Source organism: Planctomycetota bacterium (assembly GCA_035384565.1).
Lineage (GTDB): Bacteria > Planctomycetota > PUPC01 > DSUN01 > DSUN01 > DAOOIT01.
Window position 1 is genome coordinate 1 of sequence record DAOOIT010000055.1, and the last position, 26,401, is coordinate 26,401.

General features: G+C 66.4%; 19 protein-coding genes. 3 read left to right on the forward strand and 16 right to left on the reverse strand.

Annotated features, from left to right (window positions below):
• The first annotated feature begins 202 nt into the window (after positions 1-202).
• A complete protein-coding gene (locus tag PLE19_17905) occupies positions 203-1,747 on the forward strand; it encodes an FGGY-family carbohydrate kinase (GenBank protein HPD16824.1) in 1,545 nt (514 codons plus the stop codon).
• Positions 1,748-1,833: 86 nt separating this feature from the next.
• On the opposite strand, the gene PLE19_17910 is transcribed toward PLE19_17905, so the two are convergent.
• The 13 genes from PLE19_17910 to proC all read right to left on the reverse strand — a co-directional run bounded on the left by PLE19_17910 (position 1,834) and on the right by proC (position 21,339).
• Positions 1,834-2,238, reverse strand: coding sequence for a Dabb family protein (locus PLE19_17910; GenBank protein HPD16825.1), 405 nt, complete (start codon positions 2,236-2,238; stop codon positions 1,834-1,836).
• Complete coding sequence (ispG, locus tag PLE19_17915; GenBank protein HPD16826.1) at positions 2,235-3,320, reverse strand: flavodoxin-dependent (E)-4-hydroxy-3-methylbut-2-enyl-diphosphate synthase; 1,086 nt, start codon at positions 3,318-3,320, stop codon at positions 2,235-2,237. Before ispG ends, PLE19_17910 begins: the two co-directional genes overlap by 4 nt.
• A 98-nt stretch (positions 3,321-3,418) precedes the next feature.
• Positions 3,419-4,321 (reverse strand): thymidylate synthase, encoded by a 903-nt coding sequence (locus PLE19_17920; GenBank protein ID HPD16827.1) that lies wholly within the window; start codon positions 4,319-4,321, stop codon positions 3,419-3,421.
• A 1-nt stretch (position 4,322) separates the two neighbouring features.
• Positions 4,323-4,988: a HEAT repeat domain-containing protein gene (locus tag PLE19_17925; GenBank protein ID HPD16828.1), complete on the reverse strand. Its 666-nt coding sequence runs from the start codon at positions 4,986-4,988 to the stop codon at positions 4,323-4,325.
• 97 nt (positions 4,989-5,085) lie between these two features.
• Positions 5,086-7,074, reverse strand: coding sequence for a peptide transporter (locus PLE19_17930; protein ID HPD16829.1), 1,989 nt, complete (start codon positions 7,072-7,074; stop codon positions 5,086-5,088).
• Between the two features lie 62 nt (positions 7,075-7,136).
• The gene (locus PLE19_17935) at positions 7,137-12,704 is read right to left on the reverse strand and encodes a M28 family peptidase (protein ID HPD16830.1); all 5,568 of its coding nucleotides are present in this window, start codon (positions 12,702-12,704) and stop codon (positions 7,137-7,139) included.
• A 4-nt stretch (positions 12,705-12,708) separates the two neighbouring features.
• The gene (locus PLE19_17940; protein HPD16831.1) at positions 12,709-13,272 is read right to left on the reverse strand and encodes a tetratricopeptide repeat protein; all 564 of its coding nucleotides are present in this window, start codon (positions 13,270-13,272) and stop codon (positions 12,709-12,711) included.
• Between the two features lie 407 nt (positions 13,273-13,679).
• Positions 13,680-14,141, reverse strand: a complete 462-nt coding sequence (locus PLE19_17945) for a hypothetical protein (GenBank protein HPD16832.1) — start codon at positions 14,139-14,141, stop codon at positions 13,680-13,682.
• A gap of 17 nt (positions 14,142-14,158) precedes the next feature.
• Positions 14,159-17,455 (reverse strand): hypothetical protein, encoded by a 3,297-nt coding sequence (locus tag PLE19_17950; protein HPD16833.1) that lies wholly within the window; start codon positions 17,453-17,455, stop codon positions 14,159-14,161.
• Between the two features lie 46 nt (positions 17,456-17,501).
• Complete coding sequence (locus PLE19_17955; protein ID HPD16834.1) at positions 17,502-19,025, reverse strand: DUF4159 domain-containing protein; 1,524 nt, start codon at positions 19,023-19,025, stop codon at positions 17,502-17,504.
• A gap of 227 nt (positions 19,026-19,252) precedes the next feature.
• Positions 19,253-19,696 (reverse strand): hypothetical protein, encoded by a 444-nt coding sequence (locus PLE19_17960; GenBank protein ID HPD16835.1) that lies wholly within the window; start codon positions 19,694-19,696, stop codon positions 19,253-19,255.
• A gap of 27 nt (positions 19,697-19,723) precedes the next feature.
• A complete protein-coding gene (locus tag PLE19_17965) occupies positions 19,724-20,518 on the reverse strand; it encodes a TIM barrel protein (protein ID HPD16836.1) in 795 nt (264 codons plus the stop codon).
• Positions 20,515-21,339: a pyrroline-5-carboxylate reductase gene (proC, locus tag PLE19_17970; GenBank protein ID HPD16837.1), complete on the reverse strand. Its 825-nt coding sequence runs from the start codon at positions 21,337-21,339 to the stop codon at positions 20,515-20,517. The genes PLE19_17965 and proC overlap by 4 nt, the downstream gene beginning before the upstream one ends.
• Before the next feature lie 156 nt (positions 21,340-21,495).
• On the opposite strand from proC, the gene rsmA reads away from it, so the two are divergent.
• Complete coding sequence (rsmA, locus tag PLE19_17975; GenBank protein HPD16838.1) at positions 21,496-22,443, forward strand: 16S rRNA (adenine(1518)-N(6)/adenine(1519)-N(6))-dimethyltransferase RsmA; 948 nt, start codon at positions 21,496-21,498, stop codon at positions 22,441-22,443.
• Positions 22,440-23,105 (forward strand): TIGR00730 family Rossman fold protein, encoded by a 666-nt coding sequence (locus PLE19_17980; protein ID HPD16839.1) that lies wholly within the window; start codon positions 22,440-22,442, stop codon positions 23,103-23,105. Before rsmA ends, PLE19_17980 begins: the two co-directional genes overlap by 4 nt.
• 10 nt (positions 23,106-23,115) lie before the next feature.
• Here PLE19_17980 and PLE19_17985 read toward each other — a convergent pair whose 3' ends face one another.
• From PLE19_17985 to PLE19_17995, 3 genes are read right to left on the reverse strand one after another with little or no spacing between them, the layout of a single operon-like run.
• Positions 23,116-24,198, reverse strand: coding sequence for a CPBP family intramembrane metalloprotease (locus tag PLE19_17985; GenBank protein HPD16840.1), 1,083 nt, complete (start codon positions 24,196-24,198; stop codon positions 23,116-23,118).
• The gene (locus PLE19_17990; GenBank protein ID HPD16841.1) at positions 24,195-25,745 is read right to left on the reverse strand and encodes a heavy metal sensor histidine kinase; all 1,551 of its coding nucleotides are present in this window, start codon (positions 25,743-25,745) and stop codon (positions 24,195-24,197) included. The genes PLE19_17985 and PLE19_17990 overlap by 4 nt, the downstream gene beginning before the upstream one ends.
• Complete coding sequence (locus PLE19_17995) at positions 25,726-26,397, reverse strand: response regulator transcription factor (GenBank protein HPD16842.1); 672 nt, start codon at positions 26,395-26,397, stop codon at positions 25,726-25,728. The genes PLE19_17990 and PLE19_17995 overlap by 20 nt, the downstream gene beginning before the upstream one ends.
• Between the last annotated feature and the right edge of the window lie 4 nt (positions 26,398-26,401).

Sequence of the window (26,401 nt, forward strand, 5' to 3'; positions counted from 1 at the left end):
GGTATTGGAACCTTCGGGAGGGAGGTCTCTCAGAAGGAGCAAGCATGTCCACACTTCCCTCAGTCCAGTCAAGTCAGGATCGCCAAACCCCGAAGAGCCTCATTTTTCCTCTTGCGGGCGCCGCCCGCCATGCTTATACTCTGGGCCGACCGGCGATTGCCGCGGACCCGCGAACCCCTTGCCCCGCCGAGAGGAGGTCGGGATGAGCGTTCTGGGCTTGGACATCGGCACCACGGGCACCAAAGCGGTCGTGTTCGCCGAGGATGGGGCGATCCTGTCGTCGGCCTACCAGGAGTATCCCCTTCTCTTCCCGCGCCCGGGTTGGGCCGAGATTGATAGCGCCGCCATCTGGAAGGCTGTGCGCCGTGTGGTCGCGGAGGCCGCCGGCACGAGCCGCGATAAGGTGCAAGCGCTGAGCGTCACGTGCTTTGGGGAGTCATTCATGCCGGTTGCCAAGAATGGCACACCGCTTTACAACACCATCCTCTCCTTCGATGCGCGCGCCGAGGCCCAGGCGCAGCAACTCACCGACAGCCTCGGCCGACGCGAGATTTTCCAGCTCACCGGCATGCCCCAGCACTCCAGCTATACAGTCAACAAGGCCATGTGGCTCAGGGACCATGAGCCCGAGGTGTTCCGCAAGACCTGGAAGTTCATGCTCTGGGAGGACTTCTTCTTCCTCAAGCTGGGGCTCGAACCCAGGATTGACTACTCGCTCATAGGCCGGACGCTGGCGCTGAACGTCCGCACGCGCCGTTGGGCCGACCCCGTGTTGGAGGCCGCGGGGCTCGCCCCCGCGATGTTCGCCACGCCGTGCCTCTCGGGCGAGGTGGTCGGCGAGATCACCCGTAAGGTGGCCCGCTCTCTCGGCCTCCCCACGGGCGCCAAGGTCGTCGCAGGAGCTCACGACCAGCCCGCCTGCGCCCTGGGAGCCGGCGTGCTGGACCCCGGGGTCAGCACCGACACGACGGGAACTGTGGAATGCATGACCATCGCCATGGCCGAGCCAGTGCTGACGGACGCGATGCTGGCGGCCAACCACTGCGTGTACCCGCACTGCGCGCCGGGCCGCTACGTGTCCCTGGCCTTCCTCTACACGGCGGGCAGCATCCTGCGATGGTTCCGAGACCAGTTCGGGGCCGAGGCCCTGGCCGAGGCCAGGAAACGCAAGCGGGACGTGTACGACCTCCTGATATCCAGAGCCCCCGACGGGCCGATCGACCTCTTCCTGCTCCCGCACTTCCAGGGCTCAGGCACGCCATACCTCGACTCCAGTTCGCGCGGGGTCCTGGCGGGTCTCACGCTCAACACCACCCCCGAGGCCATCACACGGGCGATCCTGGACGGTGTGGCCTACGAGATGCGTGTGAACCTCGACTCGGTGCGTTCGGGGGGGCTGAAGGTCCAGAAGTTCAACGCCATCGGCGGCGGCTCGCGTTCCGATCGCTGGTGCCAGGCGAAGGCCGACATCACGGGGCTGCCCGTGGACGCTCTCGACGTCTCGGAGGCCGGATGCCTCGGCGTCGCGATGCTGGCCGGCGTGGCTGCCGGGGTCTGGCCGTCACTCGAGGACGCTGTCCGCCAGCTTGTCCGGGTCCGTAAGTCCTTCACCCCCAAGGCCGAAACCCACAAGCTCTACGACCGGGCCTTCAGGGTCTACAGGCAGCTCTATCGGAGCTGCGCCGACGTCAACCACAGCATCTCGGCCCTTGCGGCGGAGTTGCACGAGTTGCGCCGCAGCAAGTAGGCGAGGCCCAGGTACGTAAGAGGCCCCGCGGCGGCCACAGCGGCCTCCGCGGGGCTTCGTAGCTATGGCCCAGTGCACTGCCGTGGTTACCGCTGGGCGACGTAGTCCACCACCAGCACCTTGTCGAGGATGGGCTTGAGCACCTCCACGAACGCCTTGTGGGCGGGATGCGGCAGATAGGCGTCCCGGGCCTTCTCGGTGTCGAACGTCACCAGGAAGCAGTGGGTGAAGCCATCGCTGAGCTTCTCGGGGCTGATGTCGGTGCCCCACTCGAAGTAGCGGATTCCGCTGATCTTCGCCGGCAACGCGCGGAAGCCCTCCTCCACCGCCTTGATCTGCTGCGGCGTGGCCTCGGCCTTGAACTTGAACAGCACCACGTGCCGCACCTTGCCTCGCGTGGTCTGCGCGTGGATCGGGCACACCCGCGTGAACGGGCAGCAGCCCGCCGTCAGCAGCAGCCCCAGAATCCCGGCGCCCAGCATCCTCTTCATCCGAGGTCTCCTTTCTCCTGTATGGTTGCGATCTCGGCGGCCAACTCGCCCGCCAGCCGGTCGGCGGGAACCTCCCGGATGAGCTTCCCCCGCCGGAACAAGTAGCCAACCCCCTTGCCCCCCGCAATGCCGATGTCGGCATCTTTGGCCTCCCCAGGGCCATTCACGACGCAGCCCATCACGGCCACCCGCAACGAGGCCGGCGCGCCCTGGAGAGCGGCCGCCACTTGCTCCGTGAGCGCCGCAAGGTCAATCTGGCAGCGGCCGCACGTGGGACACGAGATGATTTCGGGGTGACGCCGCTCACGAAGCCCCAGCGAGGCCAGGATATCGTAGGCAACCTCCACCTCTCGGTGCGGAGGGCCGGTGAGCGACACGCGAACCGTGTCCCCAATGCCCTCGTTGAGCAGGATGCCGAGGGCGACCGCCGACTTGATGGTTCCGATGCCCGGCGGCCCGGCGGCCGTGACGCCCAGGTGCAGCGGGTACTCGCACTGGCGGGCCACGGCCCGGTAGGCGTCCACGGTCGTCAACACGTCGGAGGTCTTCAGCGAGAGCACGATGTCGCGAAAACCGAGTTCCTCGAACTGGCGCACATAGGCCATCGTCTGCTCGACCATCAGCGGCACGAGGGCCGACTCGTCCGCCGCCACCTCGAGCCCCTCGCGCGGGCGGATCGAGCCGGAGTTGACGCCGATGCGAATGGCCATGCCACGCGCCTTGGCCGCGAGCACGATCTCGTCCACGTGCTCGCGGTGTCTCAGGTTCCCCGGATTGATGCGGATGGCGGCGGCGCCCGCCTCGATGGCGGCCAGCGCGAGGCGGTGGCTGAAGTGAATGTCGGCCACCAGGGGAATCCTGATCTGGCGGCTGATGGCGCCGATCGCCTCGGCCGCGGCACGGTCGGGCACCGCCACGCGGATGATCTCGCAGCCCAACGCCTCCAACTCGTGAATCTGCGCCACCGTGGCCGCTATATCCGCCGTCGGCGTATTGGTCATGGACTGGACGGCGATCGGGTGGCCGGAGCCGAGCGGAACGGAACCCTTGTGGACGGTGCGGGTGGCGCGGCGTGGGAGCACGGCTCGATGCGTAATGCGTCATCCGCGTTCCGCAGCGCGTCGCGGGCCGCTGTGGCCCCGTGTGCCGCGGATGGCGGGTGACAGACTACGGCTCCTCCTCACTTGGATTTCATGAAGTCGGGGTCCGCCTTGAGCCGGGCGCGGGTCTCCTCGAACATCATCGCCACGGCCGGATGGTCGCTCGGCCAGGCGCGCTTCGTGTAGTCGGGGTCGCTGCGCATCTTCTCCAGCTCGGGCTCGAACTCGCCGAAATAGCTGCCGTAGAGGTGGAAGGAGTCGGAAATGTCCACATACGAACCGACGCCCACGCGCTGGCCCAGCCGCCGCGAAACCTCGGCGGCGATCCGCTGCTGGAGGTCGGTGAGCGCATAGGCGTTCATGAACCAGGCCTTGTAGGCATCGCGGCTGCGCCAGTGGGTGTTCAGGTTCAGCAGAAGTTGGCCGTCGTCGTCGGGGAGCAGCCGGAACCACAGGCGCTGGAGGCACGGGGGGTCAACGGTCTGCGGGTCCGCCGTGGGCATCCACGTGATGGCCTGGATGCGGCGGCTGTGAGTCGCCTCCACGGCCTTTCGGATCACATACTCGATCTGGTTCACGGGCGGCAGATGCTTGGCCCTGGGATTCTCGAGGTCCACCGTGGGCTTGTAGGCGAAGAGCCGCTCGTGGTACGTGTAGGTCCACTTGTCGGGGTCGGACGGGTCCACCCAGTGGTCGTGAATCCCCTCGACGACCTCCTGGCGGTACACCTCGAGTTCGGCAGGCCCGCCTGGGAAGTTCTTGTGAATCCGCGGCTCGGCGAACGGGTGGGTGACCTCGACGATCATCGTGCAGTCGCGGCTCGGGGGGTCCAGGTAGTTGCCCTGCCTGTCGCGACGGTCGTACTCTGTGCGGATGTCCACCCCCTGCTCCCAGAGGGCGACTACGGCGCGCTCCCACGCCTGGGGGAGGTTCCCCGCACTCACGTGGATCACCGGAAGATGGCCACCGTGGGTCCGCGGCACGCTACTCTCCCTTGGCGCTCGATGAGAAACAGGTGTCCCCGGGCTGCGGCGTCGCCCGGTTGCTGAAGGGGATGATCCGCCCCACGGAGCCCTTGGGCGTGGCGAACACGATCTCCAGGATGCACACGGCCTCGCCGCCCCGGCGCACGTTGAGCCGCATCTCGCGCCGGGCGCCGTGCCGCGCGCCCACGTTGGTGGCCACGAGCCCCGTCGAGGGGTCCACACCCAAGACCTTGCCGTGCAGGGACCCGCGCGCCGAGGGCGCCTCCACCCCCTGCCGGTTGGCTTTCCACCAGGCCCGCCAGGCGGCCAGCCCGACGCCTGACGCCGCCGGGCCGCCGGTGAAGGCGGCCAGGGCGTCCGCGGCCTCCGCCCGAGCCGCCGCATCCCCCGATTCCAGCAGCTTATCCAAGGCATCGAGGGTGCCCGTCTCGCCGAGCCGGTACAGCAGCACGGCGGCGGCGGCCCGTACCGCGTCACGGCCGTCCGCGAGGAGCTTCTTCAGCTCGGGCACGGCCGCGGCGCCCGCCTCGAGGATCGGGGGCCAGTCGTCGTAGGTCGCCTCGTGCGACTTCAGCCTGTTCACCACCGATGCCGCGTCGGGAGAGGCGCCGCCCAGGGCACCCACCGCGACGGCGACAATGCAAATGAGCGCAAGAAGGCGCATAGGGGCCTCCGGACGGAAAGCCGTGTGGGGACTCGACTTCCGGCACACCGGGCGCGATTGTAGCGGCCCGCTGGGCGCGCGTCAAGGGCGACCCTGCTCAGAAAATCGTCTGCTTGACTGCCGAGGAGATGAGCTTGAGGGCCACCGTGGTCACGCCGATCAACCCCACCCCGCAGACGTAGCCCGCCACGAGAATGGGCGCGTAGGCGCGCCACTTGAGATCCCCGAACCGCTTCGCGAAGTAGTGGCGCCCGAGCATGGCCCCGAGGAATTGCGGGAACGCCATGAACGCGTTCTGCCCGATGCCCGTGAGCATGCCGTAGAAAACGAGGGTCGGCACACCGAACAGGCTGAACACGGCGAACACGGCAGAGCCCACGGCGAATCCGACCCCGATGTACTCGACGTGCAGGATCTTCTGGAGGTTCGCCAACCCCTCGCCCCCGGGCAGCGTGGTGCGCATCCACATGCAACTGATCGTGGCGTTCAACGGCCACATCTTCTGCACGAACGGGTACGTGGACGACGGGATGACGTCGAGCTTCCAGATCCACGACCAGTAGATGAAGCTGCACACCCACAACACCACGAACGTCAACATCAGCGAGTAGACCACGCTGCCGAACTTCGTGCGGGTGAGCTCGAGCTGCTTGAACATGCCGGCGGCCTCGCCGTAGTCCTGGATCGGCATCGGGGCGAACCAGATGGGGACGCCGAGGGCTTTGCCCGTGAGGAGTTGGGCGCCGTAGAACGATGCCTCGCGAAGATACGGGAACGACACGCTGCCGCTGCCGCCCGTGATGCCCACCATCCGCGCGTTGATGTACGACTGCATCGGCGAGAGCACGAAGCCGAAGATCGCGGGAATCCACCAGGGGAAGTCGGGGACCAGCGCCTTGCACAGCCCGACGAAGACCACCTGGGTGGTCGCCCAGATCGCCAGCGGCTTCCACAGCCGGATATCGCCCCGGCCCTCGGGAAGGGCGGCCTCCAGCGTCTCGCCCTTCGCCTGGCGCGCCGCGCGCTCGCGCCGGCGCCGCAAGACGGCGCGGATGGTCGCCCCCACCCCCACATAGAAGATCACCAGCGCAGTGCCGATCGAGAAGCTGATCCAGAAGTCGAACGAGTTGCTGATCTGCGTGGGCACGTACGACATTCCCTCGTTCCAGTTGAAGAGAATGCCGTACTTGTAGAGCAGCGGGGTGCCGATGAACGTCATCGCAATCGCGCTGATGAACGCCCCCACCACCAGCCAGAACGGCAGCACGAACCCCACCACCACCGCCAGCAGGTCCATGCTCATGGCTACCGGGGTGGCCGGCAGAATGCTCCCTGTGTAGGGCGTGAGGTCCAGCCACGGGATCGGGATGATCTCCACCCTGCGGGTGAAGAACATGCTGGAGAGGATTGGGACGCCGACGTAAACGAGGCCGAACAGCACCCCCACGATGGTGCCAATCGAGAAGACGCGCCAGCGCCACCCCTCGCGCTTCGAGGAGGTCTCGGCCAGCGCGGTGGCGCCGCCCGCCTGCACAGGCGCGAGCGGGAAGGGCAGCCGCTCCATGTCGCTCGTCAGGCGGAACAGCACGTAGCCGAGGCAGAGGCGGTTGACGTTGTAGATGAGATACGTCAGCAGGGCGAGAAGCAGCGGCACGACCCAGGCCCGGTGGACGAACGTTCGCTCGAGGAGCGCGGAACTCTCGCGGGCCGGCACCGCCCACGAAGGGAACTGCTCGTGGATGCCGTCGGACATCGGGCATTGGACGAGGTACTGGTTCCAGATGAGGCCCTGGAGGGGCCCCATCACCGCCAGGCCGGCGGCGATCCAGTACATGATGATGATTTCCTGCGTGCGCAGCTTCACAAAGCTGCGCTTGGCGATTTCGATGAACAAGATGATCGTCACCCACTCGGCCGCGCCGCCGTACGTCTGCCCCATGAAGAGGCCCAGATAGATCGCCCCGGGCATCATCACGAAGCCCACGAACAGCGCGGCCACCACCACGTTCCAACTGAACCCCCACTGGTAGGGAGTCCCCTCGGGAACGATCTCGTACTTCACCTGTCCCAGAGTGTCCTCAGGCAATGCCATTGCCCCTAAGCTGCGTCTGCCCTCAAGCCACTTCCGCGCTGGTGAGGCGCGCGCGATCAAGCCCCAACGCCACCGCCCCCCGCGGCAGGCGCCTCCGCCCCTTCGAGGAGGAGACGCCCCTCCTCCGCGTACTCGGCCTTGGTGCCGCTCGGCACGGTGCGCCAGACGAGGAACTGCTTGCGCAGGACGTTCAGGAAGCCACGGTTCATCCGCTGCCACGACAGCGTGTCGCCGCTCACGCGTCGGATGATGACCGCGATGCGGTAGATGTTGAACTCGCCGGTCGGGATGGCCTCGAAGCGGACGTCCTGGCTGATTCCCAGGTCGTACGGGGCCAGCCAGCAGCGGGCGCTGATCACGTAATCGGCCTCGGAGCCGGGCGCCCCCTTGGTGAGTTGCACGTCCTCAGTGTAGAAGGCGCCGATGGACGTTTCGCCGTACGATTGCAGGAAGCGCGCGAGATAGGAGTACATGCCGAGGATCTCGGCGCCGCCCACGGTGAACGGGAAGTCGAACTGCCACAGGTCGCCCTCCGGCGGCGGGAACTGCCAGCGCCGCGTCACATCGGGCACCGCCATGTCCGAAGCCTTCTTGGCCGGGTAGAGCGCGGACAGGAACACGGTGGCCATCACGACGACACTCGAGTAGATGGCGGAAAGCGACGAGTAGTTCAGCGTGAGCGCGCCCAGCAGGTCCAGGTGGAAGATCACGCTGGCAACCGACTGGCCGATCAGGTAGCCTGCCACGGCACCCACGGTGGCGAAGACGGCGGCCTCTGCCAGGAACAGGGCGGCTACGTGCGTGGGCGCCAGCCCGACCGAGCTGTAGATGTAAATCTCGCGGAATCGCTCGTAGACGGCGCCCGTCATCGTGTTCAGGACGATGAGGGCTGCGATGAGGATCGGCACGAAAAGGTTGCCGACGCCCGAGAAGGAGGTGGTCTGGATCGAGCTCCACACCTTGACGCGCGCGTCCTCGCCCGTGCCTTGCGTGATGAAGAGATTCAGGGCCACCCGCTGCATGAAGCGGCGGATGTCCTGGCTGAACTCCTTGAAGGGCTTCGTAGGCACCACGCGGACGACCCTGACGCCGCCCTCGACCTCGGTTCGCTCCTGGTACGTCGAGAGAGCGATCGAGTTCAGCGTGCCGCCGATGTCCCGCGCCAGATCGTAGGGGATCAGGAGGCTATTCGATGCCTCGATATGAGTGAACGCCTGGATGGGCGCCTTCGCAGCCTCGTCGGGGTTCTCCTCGACCTGCATCCTGGCGCCCTCCTGCTGGGTGTCCACCGGCGTCAGCTTCTCATCATCGAGGTCCCGGTACTTATTAAAGGCCTCGGAGTCCAGCAAGCCGATCACGGTGAATTCCTGGCCGAGCATGGCGATCCGGGGCTTGTCTGCATCGGCCTTGCCTTCGAGGGCCGTCGCCTGGATGCCCACGCGGCCCGCCACGTCGTCGGGCAGGATGCATACGTACCGGTCGCCGGGGCGGAACCAGCGGCCGCCGGGCCTGAGGAACGTTTGCGGCCCGCCCTTGGGGTTGATGAGGGCTTCTTGCGGCGTGAGGCCGACGATTCCGTTGACGTTGCTGCGTCCCCCGGCCGCCGCGAACTCGAAGAACTCCTTCTCGCCGCGGGTCTTCGACAGAAGCCAGGCACGCGGAGCAATGGTCGCCATGCCGCCGAATTCGCTTCGCAGATGGTCGAGGACGACGGCCTGCTGCCCGCGCCAATTGCGGTCGCGAACCAACACCCCTTCGTAGCTCGGCGTGTTGGAACGCGACAGCTCGAACACCTGGAGCGACGTCTGGATGGAGGTGAAGGACAACACCGTGAACGTGAGCAGGGTGAGGGTGACCGCAGTGAGCGTGGTCCGCACGCGCCGCTTGCGGAGGTTCGAGATGCCCAGCATCACCGCGGCGTACGTGGCCGACAGGCGCCCGACGTCGGCCTCCTGAATCCCTGTGGCCGCCTGCTTCATCTTGCGGATCTGCTCGTTGAACTTGCCGACCACGATGAAGAGGACGATCACGCCCATGGACAGGATGACGAAGGCGAGGAGGATGATGTAGGGGCTGGTGGAGAGCTTGAAGGCCGGGTGCACGTAGCGCAGGATCGCGAACACGGCCAGGAAGATGACAGCGAACCCGATGATCCGCTTGCGGACGTCGGCCGCGCCGATGAGCAGGCGTTCCATGAAGAAGGCGAATGGGATCAAGAGGATGAAGTAGAAGACCACGCCCTTCACCGTATCGTCGGCCTGGCTCGCCACCTCGGGATACGCTTTGGCCTCGTAGCCCCAGGCTCTCCGCGATTGCGAGATGAACTCCTCGTAGTCACGCCTCGCCAAGGCGCCCTGCGCCGCCACGAGCGCCTCCCGCGCACGGTCGTGGAGGCCCGGCTCCAGCCGCCCGCGGGCCAGGCGGCCTTTGGTGGGAAAGTTCGCGAGCATGGGATTGCTGATGCCGTAGCGCTCCAGGTCGCGCAGTCGGTACTCATTGAGCGCCCACATGTCCCATGCCACGCGGTAGGTCGGGTGCAACAGCACGCCACCGTCCACAGGGTAGCCAGTGCCCCGCGCCTCCTTCAGGGTGATGCCCAGGTCCTCCTGCGGGTCTGTCGGGGGCGTGGTCACGAGCCCCTTGCCTGGGCGCTCGAGTTCGGCGTTCGTCAGCAGCAGCTTGATGCCGTAGAGCCCAGTGCCCATGTGGACCTTGAGCCGCTGGTCCTCGCCGGTGAGCGTGTCGTGCTTGCCGAACACAACGGCTGCGCTGGTGGTCATTCCCTCCTGGCGGCTCTGGTTGGCGATGTAGCGGGCGCCCCATTGCTGCGGCACTGAATTGTCCGTGCCAAGGACCCCGAGCATGTCCAGCACGGTGAGGTAGCGCGAGTCGACGATCTCGAGCAGGGTCAAGGGCTTGCAGCGGAAGAGCACACACTGGGACCCGCCGCCGAACTTGACGTCGTTCGGATAGGTCTCCTTGCCCTGCGGTCCTTCGTCCTGCGCGTAGATGATCGAACCGTCGGCAGCCATCTTGTAGGCGAGCAGTTCCATGCCGCCCCAACGCCAGAACTGGATGAAGGGGAAAAGGAACTGCCCCTCAAACTGGCCGAAAGCGACGTTGATGTCTCTGACCTCGTAGTCGCCCTTGGAGCCGTGCAGGGTGAGGGAGCGGATGACTCGCAGGTCATCGGGCACATCCGGAGCATCGTCGGGCAGGGCCACCTCCCGTACGGCGCCGCCGCGGAACAGGCGTTCCACCCAACCCGGGGGGTCGAGGTCCACGTCCAGTTCAAAGCGGCGCGGGGGCACGAGGATCGGACCGCGGTAGTGCGCGTTGCCCACGCGGATATGGGCGTGGCCCGGCTTGACAGGGTCACGCGGATCGCCCTCGGATGCCGGCACCAGGGTCCCGGAGCGTTTGCCGATCTCCTCGGGGGCGGGCTGCCAGGACCCCTTGAGCGCCTCGCCAGAGGGGGTCGGAAGCTCGGCGGCCGGCTTCCCCTCCGGCGGCGGGCCGAGCTCGAAGCGCTCGGCCACCTGGATCGTCGCCGTCGCCCGGCCGCCCGTGCCGGCGGGCTGGAGCCTGCGCGTGGTGAGCCATCTGCGGCTCTGAATGACCGCCTCGGCGCTTTGGAGCTCGCCGATCCGGTCGGACCAGATGTTCAGGGTCACGCGGCGTGAGTTCAGCGTCACTGGGTCAATGTAGTATCCCTGGGTGTGATCGCCGCCGCTCGGGTTCGTGTCCTGCGCGTAGGCGGTGTAGAGGGTGCGGACGCCCGCGTTGGTGACGTCGGCGTGAATGTGGCGGAGCGTGACGACGGCGCCGCCCAAGGGCGCCTTGGGGATGTTGGGGTTGAGGGCTCGGTCGAACCAGGTGGCATTGCCCTGGGTGAAGCTCATGCGGTTCTGAAGGCGCAGCTTGCTGTCGGTGAAGAACTGGGTGTCGCGCCCCGCCTTCGCCATCAGGGCCGCCACGGTCCTCACCTGCGAATGCAACTTCTCGATATCCATGCGTTCGAGCGTGTCAGCAGGCGTATCTACGACATTGCGGATTTCATTGGGCGTGAAGATGGTCACGGCGTCCTTGCCGCGGGCCTCGACCGCCTCGGAATCGAAGGCAACCGGGCGCGGGACGAAGTTCTTCCACGTCTTCTTCGGAGGGGTGATGGCGTTGATGTGAGGACACGTGGCTTCGGCGGTGCTCTTGCGGAATACGCTGGCCGCGTAGTCGGTGAAGTTCTTGGCATACGGCGCCAGCAGGTTCTTGCGGTAGACGTTCATCTCCCACCAGCGGTTGTAGAATGTCCCGAAGCACGTGGTGGCCACCTGGTTGTTGTGGCTCGTGAGATCGAGGCCCACGAACAGGTCGAAATCCACACGCCCCTTGGGGAGCCGGACGCGGCCCAGTTCGCTGTCCGTCGGCAGGCATTCGCGCAAGAAGTGCTGGACGCCCCACAGGCAGTGGAAATGGCACCCGGACGCCACGAACACGATTGTGTGCCGCGGCGGGTACTGCTTGAGAACCCTGGCCGTCTGAAGCAGCGCGGCCAGCCCACCGGCGCTCTCGGCTCCTGGGGCCACGCGCGGGACCACCGACATGGCGTCGTAGAAGGCCGACAGCACGATGATGCGGGGGCGCTCGTACTCCACCTTCTCGGATGGGGATTCAGGCGGAAGTGTGCCGTGGATGGTGCCAATGACGTTCCGGGCCTGGACACGGCGCCAAGCCATCCTGGCTGAGAGCTTCGCTCGCAGCTCGCGCCCCTGCTCGCGGGCGCGGCGGAGCTGCTCGCGCAGATAAAGCCCATCGGCCCGGGACACCCAAAAACGCGGGAGGTTGGCGGGCACGCCAACCAGCTTCTGCTCCGCCTCGCCCCGTGTGACCGCCGACGGTCCCCCCGGCGCCGTGTTATCGAAGAACACCACCGCCTTCGCGCCGAGCATGAAGGCGTTGGTCCAGTCCTGCCCGCAGTCGAAGTCCAGCAGCACAATAGCGTCCCCCTCCTCCTGGACGCTCTTCATCTCCTTGCCAGTCGGCTTGCGGGTTACCTCGACCTTCCTCGTGAGCCGTTGGCCGTTGAAGGCGGCGAATGCTCCTTTGCCGCCATCCACCAGTGTGCCCTCAAATCCATCAGGCAGCGAGGGCGTCTGCACCTCGTTGGGCCAGAGGCAGGCGAGGTCAATCTTCCTTGACAGCCCCGCGACCTCCATCGAGCCGCCCTCGTCCACCGGCACGGTCACGTCGAAGGGCTGGCTGTGCACGTCGTCCAGGCCGATCGCTCGGAAGGCATCTTCTACGTAACCTGCGGCAACCCTGTTGCCCGGATAACCGACGACCCGGCTCTGCGGCAGGGAGCTCAGGAAGCGGATCGTCTCGCGGGTATCCTCGATGCGCAGCCGTTCCACCAGGTTGCGCACGTCCTGGTTCTCGCGTTCCTCGGCGGCTTGTCGCCCCGTGCTGGGCGCGACTCCCTCGAGTTCCCGATCTGCCCGTTGGCCCGACGTGAGGCCGAAGGTGCGCTTGGCGTACTCGGTGATATCGGCTGGATCGAACAAGGTGACGGAGAGAATCATCAGGAGGCCGATGGCGAGCAGAAGGCCCTTGCCAATCCTCGCGAGCATGGGGTCAGCTCTCCAGTTCAGTAGACGTTCTGGCGACGCCAACGGCAAACAGAAGCTTCAGCGCCCAGGCGGCCCCTGCCACTGCGAGGCAGGCGAGTGAGAAAATGAGCAGGCTGCGCGACGAGGGGCCGGACGGGGCAAGCCCCAGAGCCCGCCGATTGTCCTTGTAGCGGCTCAGCCGCTCCCACGCGGGCGAGGGGCCGTTATTGACGTCCATGACATAGTAGCGAACGGCGGCCTCCTCTTCGCCGCGCGCCTCATGGATCAGCCCGATGTAGTAGTTGGTCTGCGGGTACGTCTCTTCCAGCGCCCTGACTTTCTGAAAGGTCTCTAGCGCTCTTTCGAGGTCGTTGCGCCACAGGTACACAAGCGCCAGGTTCTGAAGCACTTTGGGGCTCTTGGGCTCGAGGGCCACCGCACGGCGCATGGTGGCTTCCGCGTCGTCGAACCTCCGCAGGCGCACCTGCGCAGTGGCGATGCGGAGGAGCACCTGGGTGTCGTTTGGCGCCGAGGCCGCCGCCTCCAGGAACGCCTGAAGGGCCTCCGCTGGGTACCCATCGGCCAGCAACGCGTCTCCCCTGCCTACAGCTCCGCTGCGCAGACACCGGCCGCGCCCGCCAATGCCAGCAGGCCAGCCGTGATCGCTTGCCAGGTCCGGCGGTTCACGTGGCCCATGGCTTCCCCCAAGGCCAAGAGGTGCGCAAATCCCCCCGCTCCAGGGTGTCGCTCACGCCCTGCGCGGGCTTAGTGTAGCGCCAGGGGGGATTATGTCAAGTGCCAAATCCCCGTCGAGAGTCTGGGCACCGAGGCTGGGCTGCGTGCAGCTTCCGGCAGGTTGCAGGTATCCATGTTGACAGGAGGGAGATTCCTCGTCGCGGCTCTGACTTGGCATGGCCGGCGGTTTTCCGAGGGCGGGTAGCTAGCCCCTCACCCGCCCTCCCGGGCGGCGGCCACAGTGGCCGCCGCCCGCTCTTGCTATCCTCGCGGGATGTCGCTCGGGGCGCCGCCGCTCCCACGCTTAGCCGGGGGTGCCTGAATGGCCCCGCCGGCAACCCGCACGCGTTCCCCTTCTACCCAAAGCAAGAGTTCCGTATCATCATCAAGCACCAGGGTGGCCCGGGGCACCCTGCGCTCATTGACGGGGCTCTCATAGTCGCGGGTCGAGCGCCCCTCGATGGCCGCGGGGTTCGGGTAGACGTCCAGATGGAGGGTGGCCCGCCGCGTCGGGAGGAGGTCGTTGCTGCCCGCCCTCAGAAGCCCATTGCAGTCGGCCACGAAGCTGCCGAGAAAGCCGACCTCTCTGGCCAGGCGCTCAATCCCCCGGAAGTACGGGTTTGCGGCACTCGCCTTGATCGCGTAGCCGGGCTCGATGATGAGGTTGAAAAGCTCCCGCGGCTTGTGGCGGAAAAACCTGCCTATCCACTGCGAGATACGCAACCCGAGAGTCCCTGCGGCTACTGCCCAGCCCGCGAGATGGCGTCGTAGTAGCCCTTGATGTAGTCCTTGAACTCCTCGGGCACGGCGGCACCGGCCGTGTCAATGATTTCTTCCTGGAGGTGGGCCGGAAGGGTAGGGCTGCGGATGGCATCAATGGATACTTCGCCGTCGAGGAACATCCGCGTGCCCTTCAGGTTGTTGAGCACGACGTTGTGCTGACGCCGGGCCTCCATGTAGCGGCCGCTGTTCAGGGCGGCCTCGAGGACTTTCATGTCCTTGACGACTGGCTCGAAGACAGGCGGGTAGTTGAGGACCTCGAACTTGAGGGCGATCTTCTCGGCCTTGTTGCGGAGCTGGGCCTGCTTGAGGGCCAGGTCCTTCATTTTCATCTGGATGTCAGGCGGGGTGGGGCCTTCGAGGCCCTCGCCCGACGAGCCGCCCGCTTTGCCGCCGCCCGTGGCGCCGCCAGGCGGGGTCGAACTGGTGTCCTTGATCTGGCCCTTCTGGAAGGCCTCCGGCGTCAGGCGAGTGGGCGTGCGGCGGCCACCCTTGCCGTCGAACTGATTCTCGACGAACTCGCCGGTGCTCTTGCCCTGGCGCCCTTCGCCGCTGCGGCCGCTGAGCTCGCTGCTGTTCGGCAGGCGATTGCCGGTGACGCCATTGGCCGCGAAGTTGCTGATGGGGCCGTCCATTGCGTCCCAGCCTGCCGCGTCCATGGAATCCGCCCAGGCGCTGGTGGCGTCCTCGATCTCCTGCTGGAGGTCCTCTTCCTCTTCCATGAGGTCCCCCACGATGTCCTCCAATTCCTTCGGCAGCTCCGCCATCGGGGTCTCGTAGCCGTCGGTCAGGGGCTCCTCCATCTGCCAGCGGTCGCGGTCAGGGGTGTCGGGGAGCCACTTCTCGAGCTGCTTCGTGAGCTTCTCCGCCAGCATGAGACCGTTGTCTTCCAGCGCGGTGGCGATCTCGGTGGCCTTGGACTGGAGGGCGTCCTTGGCCATCTCGATCTCGGTGTGAATCTCGACCAGTTCCTCCAGCAGCGTGCCATTCGCGAAGTCCTGGTCCTGCATCTTCGAGAGGTCGGAGATGGCGGCCTTGAGGAACTGGGACCACTTCTCCTCGATCGCCTTGACTTCCTCGAGCTTCTTCTCCGCCTCGGGGGTGAAGTCCTCCATGGGCAGCTTGGCGAGCTCGTCTGTCGTCTCGATGGCCTTCTTCTGCTGACGGACCATGTCCTTCAGGTTCTTGAGCAGGTCCTTCATCTTCTCCTGATCTTCGTCGGGGAAGTCCTCGACCTTCTCGTCCTCGATCTTATCCTTACTCCCCTCTTGGGCAAGGTCAGGCAAGATGTTGAGGAGTTGGCGCAGCACTTTGATGATCTTGTCCTGCGAGGCGCCTACGGCCTCCAGCGTCTGACGGGCTGCGTCGGGGGCCTGGAACTTGGGGAGAGTGCTGGCCAGCTTCGCGCACTGCGTCATTTCGCCGTAGGCCAGAAGCTCGATGCTCTCCTTGATGGCCTGGGCCTGGTCGTCGGTAGGTTTCATCGCCTTGGCCACGGCGGCCGTGCGCGCAAAGATGTCGGTCTGAGCCTTGTGGACCGCGTCGCCGTCCTTGCGCAGGAGTTCCATGTCCTGCTGCCTCGCGAGGACTCCCACGGTCGCGCGCGCGGCCAACTGGTCTTCGAGCACCTTGCGCAGCTCCGTCTCCCAGTTGCTCACCGCTTTGGCCTTCTCCGCGGCGAGTTTGTCCTTGTCCTCGATGGTGATCTTGAACTCAGCGGTCTTCGTCTCCTGCGGCTTCGGCACCTCGCGGCCGCCCGTGAACTCGGCGTGGTTGTCGAGTGCGACCGCATAGTAGAAGATCTCATCGCCAACCTGGTACTTCTCTTCCCCGGTCCCAAGGACCCACAGATACGGGAGCGTGACCTCACGGGCGGAGGGGAACTCTTCCCACGAGTACAGGACTTTCTGGGGGCCGTCCTTCCCGCGTCGCGCCACGAGGCGGACGGCCGACAGCGCGTAGTCATCCTTCGCCCCAATGGCCAGCTTGACGCTCTCGCGCGCACCCGCCGTGATGTCCTTGGCCGGCGCCTTGAACTCCACGATTGGCGCGCGATCCTTGAGCGCGATGATCTTGTTTTCGCGCTGATCGGGGTTCGTGATGCCGTCCACATCCTCCAACTGCACCGTGTAGACGCCGTCCTTGTCTACGACGAAGGTTACTTCCTGTTGCCTGGGGTCCTCCAGGATCTTCAGCGGGAGCTGCTGGCCGCCCGTCATCTGGAGTGAGCCGTTCTTGATCGCCTTGTTCGTCGTGAACCGAAGGGTGACTGTCGTGTCGGCCGGCGCGCGCACGTCGCCGTTGGTATCCTCGTCCACGCGGTTGGTCCACCCGGCGGGGCGCGTGTAGGTGGGGAACGTGTAGGCGATCGAGCGCTTAATGATGATGGGCGGCTCCACTATCTCGACGTGGTAGCTCTTCGACTGACTGCCGCCGATCGTCACCTGGTAGGCGAGTGGGCTGCGCACGTCCTCGACTCGGCAGGTGTAGAGGTCCCTGCGCAGCGGGATCAGCGCCTTGGCAAGGGCCTCGCCGCCGTCCGCGTACTGGTAGCGCAGGTTTGCCTCCACCTCCCCCGAAGGCTCCCCTTGCGTCTGCACGAGAATCTCCAGGTCGGTGCCCTTCCGCAGGCGGGTATCGCCTGGCTTGACCTCCAGGATGCGCACGCTGCCAAGTGCCGCGATGTTCTTGGCGGGGAAGACCAAGCGCTGGAGGGCGTTTGTGAACCGGTCAAACGCCAGCCCCGCCCACAGGCCGAGGGCCAGCACCGAGGCCATCGCGGCCAGGGCCAGGCGACGAGCCCGGCGAGTCTCCACCGCCTGCCGGAGCGGGTAGGCCTGGATGTCGCGGACCGCCTGCTGAATCAAAGCCGCCACCATGCCCGGCGACTCCACCCGCTTGTCCACCCCGAGCTGGAGCGCGTTAATTAGTTCGTTGTCGAGTTGGGGGAACTTGCGCTCAACGTGAACCGCCACCTCCTCCTCCGTCCACTCGTGGAACAGCGGGCGGAAGACGAGCCAGGCGAGGCCCCCAGCGAAGTACCCTGCCAGGACGGCCAGCAGCGGCCACCGCACCGCGCGGCTGAAGTGCAGGTGCGCCTCGAGCAGCGTGAGCACCAGCACGGCCGCGAAAAGGCCGGTGACGAACAGGAACACCCGCTCGAGAATGTAGATGGTTCGCCACCAGTCGCGCGTGCGATAGAGCGAATCGAGCAGGTCGTCATAGCCTGGGTAGCGGACGGACGGAGAAGCAGCCATCAGGTGGCTCCCCTGCCTGTGGGCACGGCCGCGCGGCCAGCAGCGCTCAGTGCGTCATCGAGTAGACGATCGCGTTCATCCCGATCCGCAGGGCATCGGGCGAAGAGTAGCATCTGGCGAAGGGACGCTCCATCCCATCCCACTGGGTTCCGAGGCCGTACGGGCTGTAGATCACGGCCAGCACGCCGCCGAGCGTCACCCCCTCAAGCACAGGGGCATTGAGATCGGGCTGCTGCTGCTTGACGATGCCGCTGTAGCTGACCTTGCCGATTTTCGCCTGCACGCTCAGCAACGGGTGGCTGGGCGGCACCTGGTCCAGCGAGTGGTTGGGCAGGACCCGCGCCAGTTCGCGCCGGAACGCCTTGTCAAAGTCCTTTCGGCCACAGCAGGCATCGGCCAGAAGGATGCCGCCGTTACGCAGGTAGCTCCGCAGCGCCGCCACCTCTTCGTCCAGCAGCACGAAGTCGTCGTGCCCGGTCATGTAGAGCAGCGGATGCTGGAAGGCTTCCGTCTTCCGAAGGTCTACGTTCACTCGCTTGAACTGCACCTCCATGGTGGAGTTGGCGCCCACGTACTTCAGGAGGGCCATGTTGCCCGACGGGTGGGGGTCCCAGTCGCCACCGTGGATGACCTGCCCGAAGACGAACTCCTCGCGGGTCGGCTCGCCGGTCTGGTAGTAGACCTTCTCGGCGCCCAGGAAGCGCCCGAGTTCGTGCGTGGCCAGGCAGTAGCTCGTCAGATTGACCCCGAATTGCTGCGCCGGCACGGCCTTCACGCGGAAGCCCCAAGGATGCTCGTGCTGGGCCCAGCCGCAACTCACGTCGTAGGGCGCCAAGAGGACGGCGACCCGGCAGCCCAGGTGGATGCCATAGATGTTCGCCGCGCCAGTGTAGGGGCCTTTGTTCGGCTCCTGGTAGGTGAAGTTCTCAATCTGGTAGAATGCCTGATAGATGGGGTGGTCGGCCGGCAACTGCCGCAACGGCCGCTGCGGGAAGAGCTTCTGGCACAGGGCCTTGAACGACTCCGTGAACGGCTGCGCCCCGCAGCAGGCGTCGCCCACAAGGGTCCCGCCATCCCGCAGATACCAGCGCAGCTTCTCGGTCAACTCGTCGCCGAAGTCGAAGTTGTGGTGCCCCGAGATGTAGAGGATGGGGACTTCGGACGGGCTGAAAGAGAACTCCTCCAGGCCCAGCTCCACCGAGCGGTACTTCACGCCGAGCTTGCTGCCGGCCGTCTGGAGGATGTTGTGCAGGTCGGTCGTGTCGCTTTGCCAGTCGAGGTACGAGAAGCGGCGGCCGTCCTCAGTGGTTTTCCACACGGGTTTGCCGTAGCGGATCTTAGCGATGAGGGCCGGCGGCGCCGGCGGGCGTTTCTTCTCGGTGCGGCGCAGTGGCGTTACGGGAAGGGGCAGCGGGGGGAAGCCTTCCGAGGCGCTGACTCGCGACGGCTTCGGCGGCGGCGGCGGCTCCCAGTCGCCATAGGCCAGACGTTCCGCAACGAGCGCCATCACGCACAGCACGGCGCACGTGAGGATGAGCCAACACGCCGCTGTGGCTACCCGCCGCGACATTTCACTACTCCTTCCTGCTCTGGATCTCGAAAACCGCCGGCATTGCGCCTACACAGCGCCCTGCGGCCACCTGGTCCGAAAGAGGCACCCTTCCATCCTTTTGTAGTATAGCGCCATCCCTGGGAAAATCCAGAGAATTTTCCGGTTTTCCGCAGCGGCGTAACTCCTGGACGGTGCTTCATTTGCCAAGAGCGCTCTCTCTGCCGTGCAAGCTCCAGGCTTTCGGCTCAAGGGATCGCGCCCTCTTTTCTGAGCTTCACGACCTCCAGAAGGGCCCGACCGAAGTCGCGCCCGCAGGCCTCGCGGTGCTTCCTGGCCGCAGGGAAGTCGCCAGAACACAGCGCATCCGCCATCAGAGCGAACTCGGTGACGGCCTCTTTGAACTTGGAGTGCAGGTCCTCCGCGCCCTCGGGCGGGGTGAGCTTCAGAATCGCCTTGGCGTGCAAGGCGCCCAGTTCCTTCGCATACTGATAGAGGGCGCGATCGTACGGGTTCTTGTCCAGCATGGCCCCCACCTGGATGCCGACGCGCGAGATCGTCTCGGCCAGATTCACGTACGAGCTGATCCTCTCGGCTTTCTTCTTCGCATCCTCGGCGTCGCCTGCTCGCGCGCCGCCCAGCGAGAGTAGCAGCCCCATGACGAGCAGCCAGACCGCATTCCGCGTCGCCATCTCGCACCTCCTGACTCCGCTGCGATGTCAGGCGCCCACGATGCGCCGAATCTGGGCGAGCGAGGCCGCCGAGTCGCCCGTCGGGCCATACTCCAGGCCCACATAACCCTGGTACCCGGTTGCGTCAATCGCTCGCAGGATGCCGGCGTAGTTGAGCTCGCCAGTGCCGAACTCGTGGCGGCCCGGCACGTCGGCCGAGTGGAAGTGGCCGATCATCCCGATGTTCTCGGTGACATTCTGGATGATGTTGCCTTCCATGATCTGCTGGTGGTAGATATCGAACAGCAGCTTAACGTTCGGGCTGCCCACGGCGCGGCAGATGTCAAAGCCCTCGCGCGACGACCACAGGTAGTAGCCCTTGTGGTTGACGAGCGTGTTGAGCGGCTCGAGCGCGATGGTCACGCCTGCCTTCTCGACGTCGGAGGCCACCGCCTTGAGTCCGGCCACGATGCTGTCGTGCATCTGCCAGGGCGAGAGACCCGGCTGATCGTTGCCCACTGTGGCGATCAGCGTGGGGCACCCAAGGCGCTTCGCCACTGGCAGGCTCTCGCGTACGGCGGCGACGAAGACTCCCCTCATCTCGGGGTTCACCAGAATCCCTTTCGGCCACGCCTGCTTCATCGCGGGGTCGGCACTGTCCACACAGATCGCCGCCAGGTCGAGCCCTGTCTCCTTCTTCGCAGCGGCCACGGCGTCCAGATTCACGCCGCTCCAGCCCCAGAACTCGAAGGCGGGCAGGCCGGCCTCCTTCACCCTCGCGACTCGCCTGGCGAAGTCCTGTTCCTCGCGGAACACCATGCAGATACACACCGAGAGCTTCACGGGTTTCCACTCCTGAGGCCGAGTTGGTGGGACTTGGCGGCGGCGGCCTCCACGGCCTGGATGAGAGCCGCTCGCAGACGCTTTTCCTCGAGAACCTTCAGCCCCTCAATGGTCGTGCCGCCGGGCGACGCCACCATGTCCTTCAGTTCTGCCGGGCGCTTGCCCGTCTCGGCCAGGAGGCGGGCCGCGCCCAGAACGGTCTGGACGGCGAGCCGGTTCGCAACATCGCGCGGCAGCCCGGCGAGCACGCCGCCATCGGCCATCGCCTCGACAACCAGAGCCACGAAGGCCGGCCCGCTGCCGCTCAGCCCTGTCACCGCATCCAACAGCCCCTCCGGCACCTCCACGCAGATGCCCACGGAGTCGAGGATCGAGCGCACGACTTCGCCATCGGCCGCCGAGGCTGCCGAGCCCAGAGCGTACGCCGAGGCCCCGGCGCCGACGAGGCAGGGGGTGTTGGGCATCACGCGTACCACGCGGGCCCCCGCGGCGAGCATCCCCTCCAACTCGGCAATCGTGATGCCCGCAGCGATGGAGACCACGAGTCGCTCGCGCCCGATGGCCGCAGCCAGCTCAGGCAAAGCCTGGCGGACCACCCCGGGCTTGAGTGCCACGATCACCACCTCGCTCGCTTGTACCAGCGACCGGTTGTCGCCGGGCGTGAGCACCTGAAGGGCCTTCGCCAGGCTGGCGAGGCGGGTGGGGTCCACGTCGCTCATCCGCACATTGGCCGGGAGCGCCAGCCGGGCGCGGAGGATGCCCCGCGCCAGCGCCTCGCCCATCTTCCCCGCGCCCAGGAAACCGATCGTCCTGTCCAGCATGCCACGTCCTCCGAAGCCAGCAAGGCTATCGCGGGAACTATAGCAGAAGGGCTGGCGGCGCGCAATGCCCTCCCCGCTCACGCTCCGCGGTGATGGCGACTGCCCACGGCCCTCCGCGCCTTGACGCTCGTGCGCGCTTCCGCTAGAATCCGCCACGTGAGAACGACATCTCGCCCATCCTCCCCTGCCCTTTCCATCGGCGACGCGATGCGCGAGGTGCGCACAAAGAGCCAGCTCGTCGCGGTCTTCCGCTTTCTGCGGTTGCGGCCCGCAAAGGCTCTCGGCCAGAACTTCCTCGTGGATCCCAATCTCCTCGATTTCATCGTGCGGACCGCACAGGTGGGGCCGGACGACCTGGTGCTCGATATCGGCTGCGGCACCGGGTTGCTGACTGCTCACCTCGCCGACGCGGCGGCGAGGGTCATCGGCATCGAGCTGGACCGCGGCGTCCTATCGGTCTGCCGCCGTTACCTCGAAGGGCGGGCAAACGTGGAGCTGCTTTCGGGCGACGCGCTGGCCTCAAAGCACGCACTCTCCTCCGCCCTGCTCGACGCCGCGCGACGCGAGTTGGGTTCCGGCCGCTACCGGGCTCTCCGCGTCGTATCCAATCTGCCCTACTCCGCAGCTTCGGCCATCGTGCCCAACCTTCTCGAGAGCGGGCTGCCCATCGCGGGCATGCTGGTAACGGTGCAGAAGGAGGTGGCCGAGCGGCTCGCTGCCGCCGTCGGCAGCGAGCACTATGGCGCCCTCTCCCTCGTGGTGCAGGCGAACGCGCAGGTGGAACTGGTCCGCCTGCTCCCACCCGAGGTGTTCTGGCCCAGGCCGAAGGTCATCTCCGCGGTCGTCCGCCTCACTCCCCGCCCCGAGGCGAGAGCGGCGGCAGGGGACTTCGAGGCATTCAAGACCCTGGTGCGCGCCGCCTTCGCCCACCGACGCAAGACTCTCGTGAATTCGCTGGCGGCGTCGCACCTCCTGTCCCAGGCCGACGCCGCGCAATTGCTTACGCGCTGCGATGTGCCCGCCTCGGCCCGGGCGCAGGATGTTGGCCTCTCCCAGTACCGTCTCCTGGCAAGATGCTTCTCTCAACTGAAGGGAACGACATGAACCGAACCCAGCGCCTCAATGACTTCACCCAGGAGGACCCTTGGCGGGTATTCCGCATCATGGCGGAGTTCGTGGACGGTTTCGAGCTGATGGCCGGGGTGCCGAAGCCACGCGTGGCCATCTGGGGCTCGGCACGCACGAGGCCCGGCTCGCGCTACTACGAGCTCGCCCGCGCGCTGGCGTGCCGGCTGGCGAAGCAGGGCTATGCGGTGGTCACCGGCGGCGGGCCTGGCATCATGGAGGCGGCGAACCGAGGCGCCTCCGAGGCAGGCGGCGCCTCGGTGGGCCTCAACATCATCCTGCCCTTCGAGCAAGCCGCCAACACATACACCACACACTGCATGGAGTTCCGCTATTTCTTCTGCCGACGCGTGATGTTCGTCAAAGAGTCCAGCGGCGTGGTCGTCATGCCAGGCGGCTTCGGCACCCTGGACGAGTTCTTCGAGATTCTCACCCTCAAGCAGACGGGCAAGATTGACACCCTGCCCATTATCCTTTTCGGGTCCGCCTACTGGACCGGGCTGCTCGACTGGATGCGCAGCACTCTGCTCGCCGACGGCGCCATCGGCCAAGGCGACCTGAACCTGTTCAACGTAGTGGACGATGTAGACGAGGTGATGGCCCTGCTCGTCCCGCGTGCTGGAAAGCCCGATGTGGGCTGACGCGGACTCCTCAGGGTGCCCCCTGGTGCAGCACGAAGTAGGTGATCAGCAAGGCGTAGAGGTTATTGGCCGCGTGGGCCGTCACCGACGCCCATAGCGACCCCGTACGCTCATACAGGTAGGCCAGCAGGAAGCCTATCACAAACAACGGCAGCAGCCCGAACGCGTACGCATGCATGGCCGCGAAGGCCGCCGCACTGAGTGCGATCGCCGCCAATGGCCCCAGGGAACGCCGCAGCGTGGCGTACACGAATCCGCGGAACACGATCTCCTCCGTCATCGGCGTCACGACAACGGCGCTGAAGAGCACAAACCCAAATGCCGCGGGCGACAGAAGGGCGACCTGTGCGAGAACCTCCTGAGGCCGCGCGGGGATCCCCATCTTCGGGCCAAGAATGAACATCAGCACGCCCGCGATGAACAGCACGGGGAACGTCATCAGGTAGCACACCGCCCCCATGCCGACGCGACGCCAGAGACGGGTCTCCCCCAGCCCCAGGAGCCTGAGGGGGTTGCCGTCGCGCCACCCGACCAGGCAGAGGATGAAACCGCAGAGGGCCAGCATGCTGATGTTCGACGCCATGATGAGCAACATGCCATCCGGAATCCTGCACCAGAAGGCACTGGTCTCCTGGGCGTCCAGGAGCCACGCCATGCCCACGCCGACGGCCCGCAGAATGACGAAGAGGGCGATGATGACCCGCAACAGGTGCCAACCCGTCCAGGGCACCACGGGGAACTCGCGCGCGGGAAAGACGACGATGTTGTGTGCGCGCAGGATCACGTAGCCCACCATCAAGCCCGACCCGACGATCAGCGGCACCATCACCGCGGCCGCCGTGCCGAACGGCACCTCGCGCGGGTGGCGCAGAACGTCCTCCAGCGTGCGCCCGACCCGCGGGGCGGGAGCCTCATAGACCTCGCCCTCCCTCGCCGAGGGCGGGAGCAGGCCATCCCAGAAGAGGGCCATGTACAACGCCAGAAGGATGAGATATAAGATCGGCCGCTGGAAGAAGGGCATGCCCTTCTTCGAACCTGGCGCCGCCGCGCCAGGGGCCAGGGCAGGCCCGTCCGTGAGGCGCTGGACGCTCATGTCGGGCTTCCTTGCCCGTCGGAGGCGGCGACATCGGCCGCCGCATCCTGCCCGGGCGAGGCGGCGCCGGGCGGCGCCGGCTCGGTGGCAGCCTGGCTCTCCTCGGCCACCGGCAGCGGCAGGACAACGGTGAATGTGCTGCCCACGCCGGGGGTGCTCTGGAGCTCGATGCGGCCTCCATGGGCTCGCGCGATCCAACGAGCGATGCTCAGCCCCAGCCCGGCGCCGCCTGTCTCGCGCGAGCGCGAACTCTCGACGCGGTAGAAGCGCTGGAAAATCTTGTCCTGCTGCTCCGCGGGAATCCCGATCCCCGTGTCGGACACGGCGACGCGGACCTCGTCGGTGCCCGCCACACACTCGAGCGACACGCGGCCGCCCGGCGCCGTGTACTTCACGGCGTTATCCAGGAGGTTGGCAAACAGCTCGTGCAGTCGGACGCGGTCTCCCTGGACTGTGATCTCGGGCATCGGCGCCACGTGGAGGGTCAGTTGGGCCTCCTCCGCCAGCACGTGGAACACCTCCCCGACCTCGGCCAGCAGCCGGTCGAGCCTCACTGCCTCACGCTGGACGTGCACGGCCCCGGCGTCGGCCTGGGAGAGCAGGAGGAGTTGCGTGATGATGCCGATCATGCGGTCGTACTCGCGCAGGGTGCTCTCAAGCACCGCGCGGTACGTGCGCACATCGCTGCTATGGCTGCGGAGGGCCACTTCGGCTTCCCCGCGCATGATCGTGAGAGGCGTGCGCAGTTCGTGGGCGGCGTCGGCCGCGAACTGGCGGGTGAGGGCGAACGACTCCTCGAGGCGGCGGATCATCTCGTTGAGCGTGGAGGCGAGCATGTCGAACTCGTCGCCGGAATGCGACCGCACCAGGCGTTCGTGCAGGCTGCTCGAGGTGATCTGGCGCGCTGTGCGGGCGATCTGGTTCACGGGCTTGAGCACTTTGCGCGCCAGCGCGTAGCCGGCGAACCAGGTGATGAGCACGAAGATCGGGATGGCCGAGTACACGTTCCGGCGAAACCGGCGGCCCAGCTTGTCGAGCGGCTCCAGGTAGGCCAGCGTCTGCACGACGTAGCGGATGACCGACGTCTCCGGGTCGGGAGAGGCCCGAGTCACGAGCAGATGCGGGAACGGGCGTCCGGGAAGCTGCACGATCTCCTCGCGGCTCTCGCCCTCGAGGGCGTCGTGGAGTTCCTCCTCGCTGATCGGGGTGATCCCGGCCTCGCGGAAGGTCCTCGAGCAGGCGAGCACCTTGCCGGCAGGGTCCAGCAGGCGGAAGCTCAGCTCGTAGGCGCGCTCGCCGCGGCTCTCGAAGTCCAGCCGCCGCTGGATGCCGGCCCAGTCATCCTTCTGGTCGTGCACGGCCACCATCAGGTCGCGCGTGTCGTCGCGCACGAACTTGACCAGCTCGGACATCATGCTGCGTTCGTTCTGGTAGTTGAGGAAGGTGCCGAAGAGAACCAGCACCACCAGTTGAATGCTGGTGAAGTAGAGGGTCAGGCGGAAGCGCGCGCGGCGGAAGAACGCCATCTTAGGACGCGGTGAGGACATACCCGACCCCCCGCACCGTCTGGACCATCGTGTCGCAGCCGTGCGCCTGGAGCTTCTTGCGCAGGTGGTTGATGAAGACGTCGATCAGGTTGGTGTAGGTGTCGAAGTTGATGTCCCACACGTGCTGCGCGATCATGGCTCGGGTGCAGACCACTCCCTCGTTCCGCATCAGGTATTCGAGGAGGGCGTACTCCTTGGCCGTGAGGTCCACGGGCTCGCCGTGGGCGGAGACCTTGTGGGCGACAGGGTCGAGGGCGAGCGGCCCCACACGCAGCGTCGGGTCGCCGCCGCCCGTGCGGCGGCGCAGCAGGGCGCGCACCCGCGCCAGCAGTTCCTCGAAGGCAAAAGGCTTCACCAGGTAGTCGTCAGCGCCCAGGTCCAGCCCCTTCACGCGATCGTCGAGGCCGCCCCGGGCCGTGAGCATGATCACGGGCGTGCGGATGCCGGCGTCGCGCAGCCCGCGCAGCACCTCGTAGCCGTTCAGTTTCGGCAGCAGGATGTCGAGCAGGATGAGATCGTAGTCTTCAGTCCGCGCCAGATGGAGGCCCTCCTCGCCGTCGTGGGCCACGTCCACGGCATAGCTCTCGGCCTCCAGGCCCTTCTTGACGAAGCTGGCCACCTTGGCTTCATCTTCGACGACGAGGAGCCGCATCGTT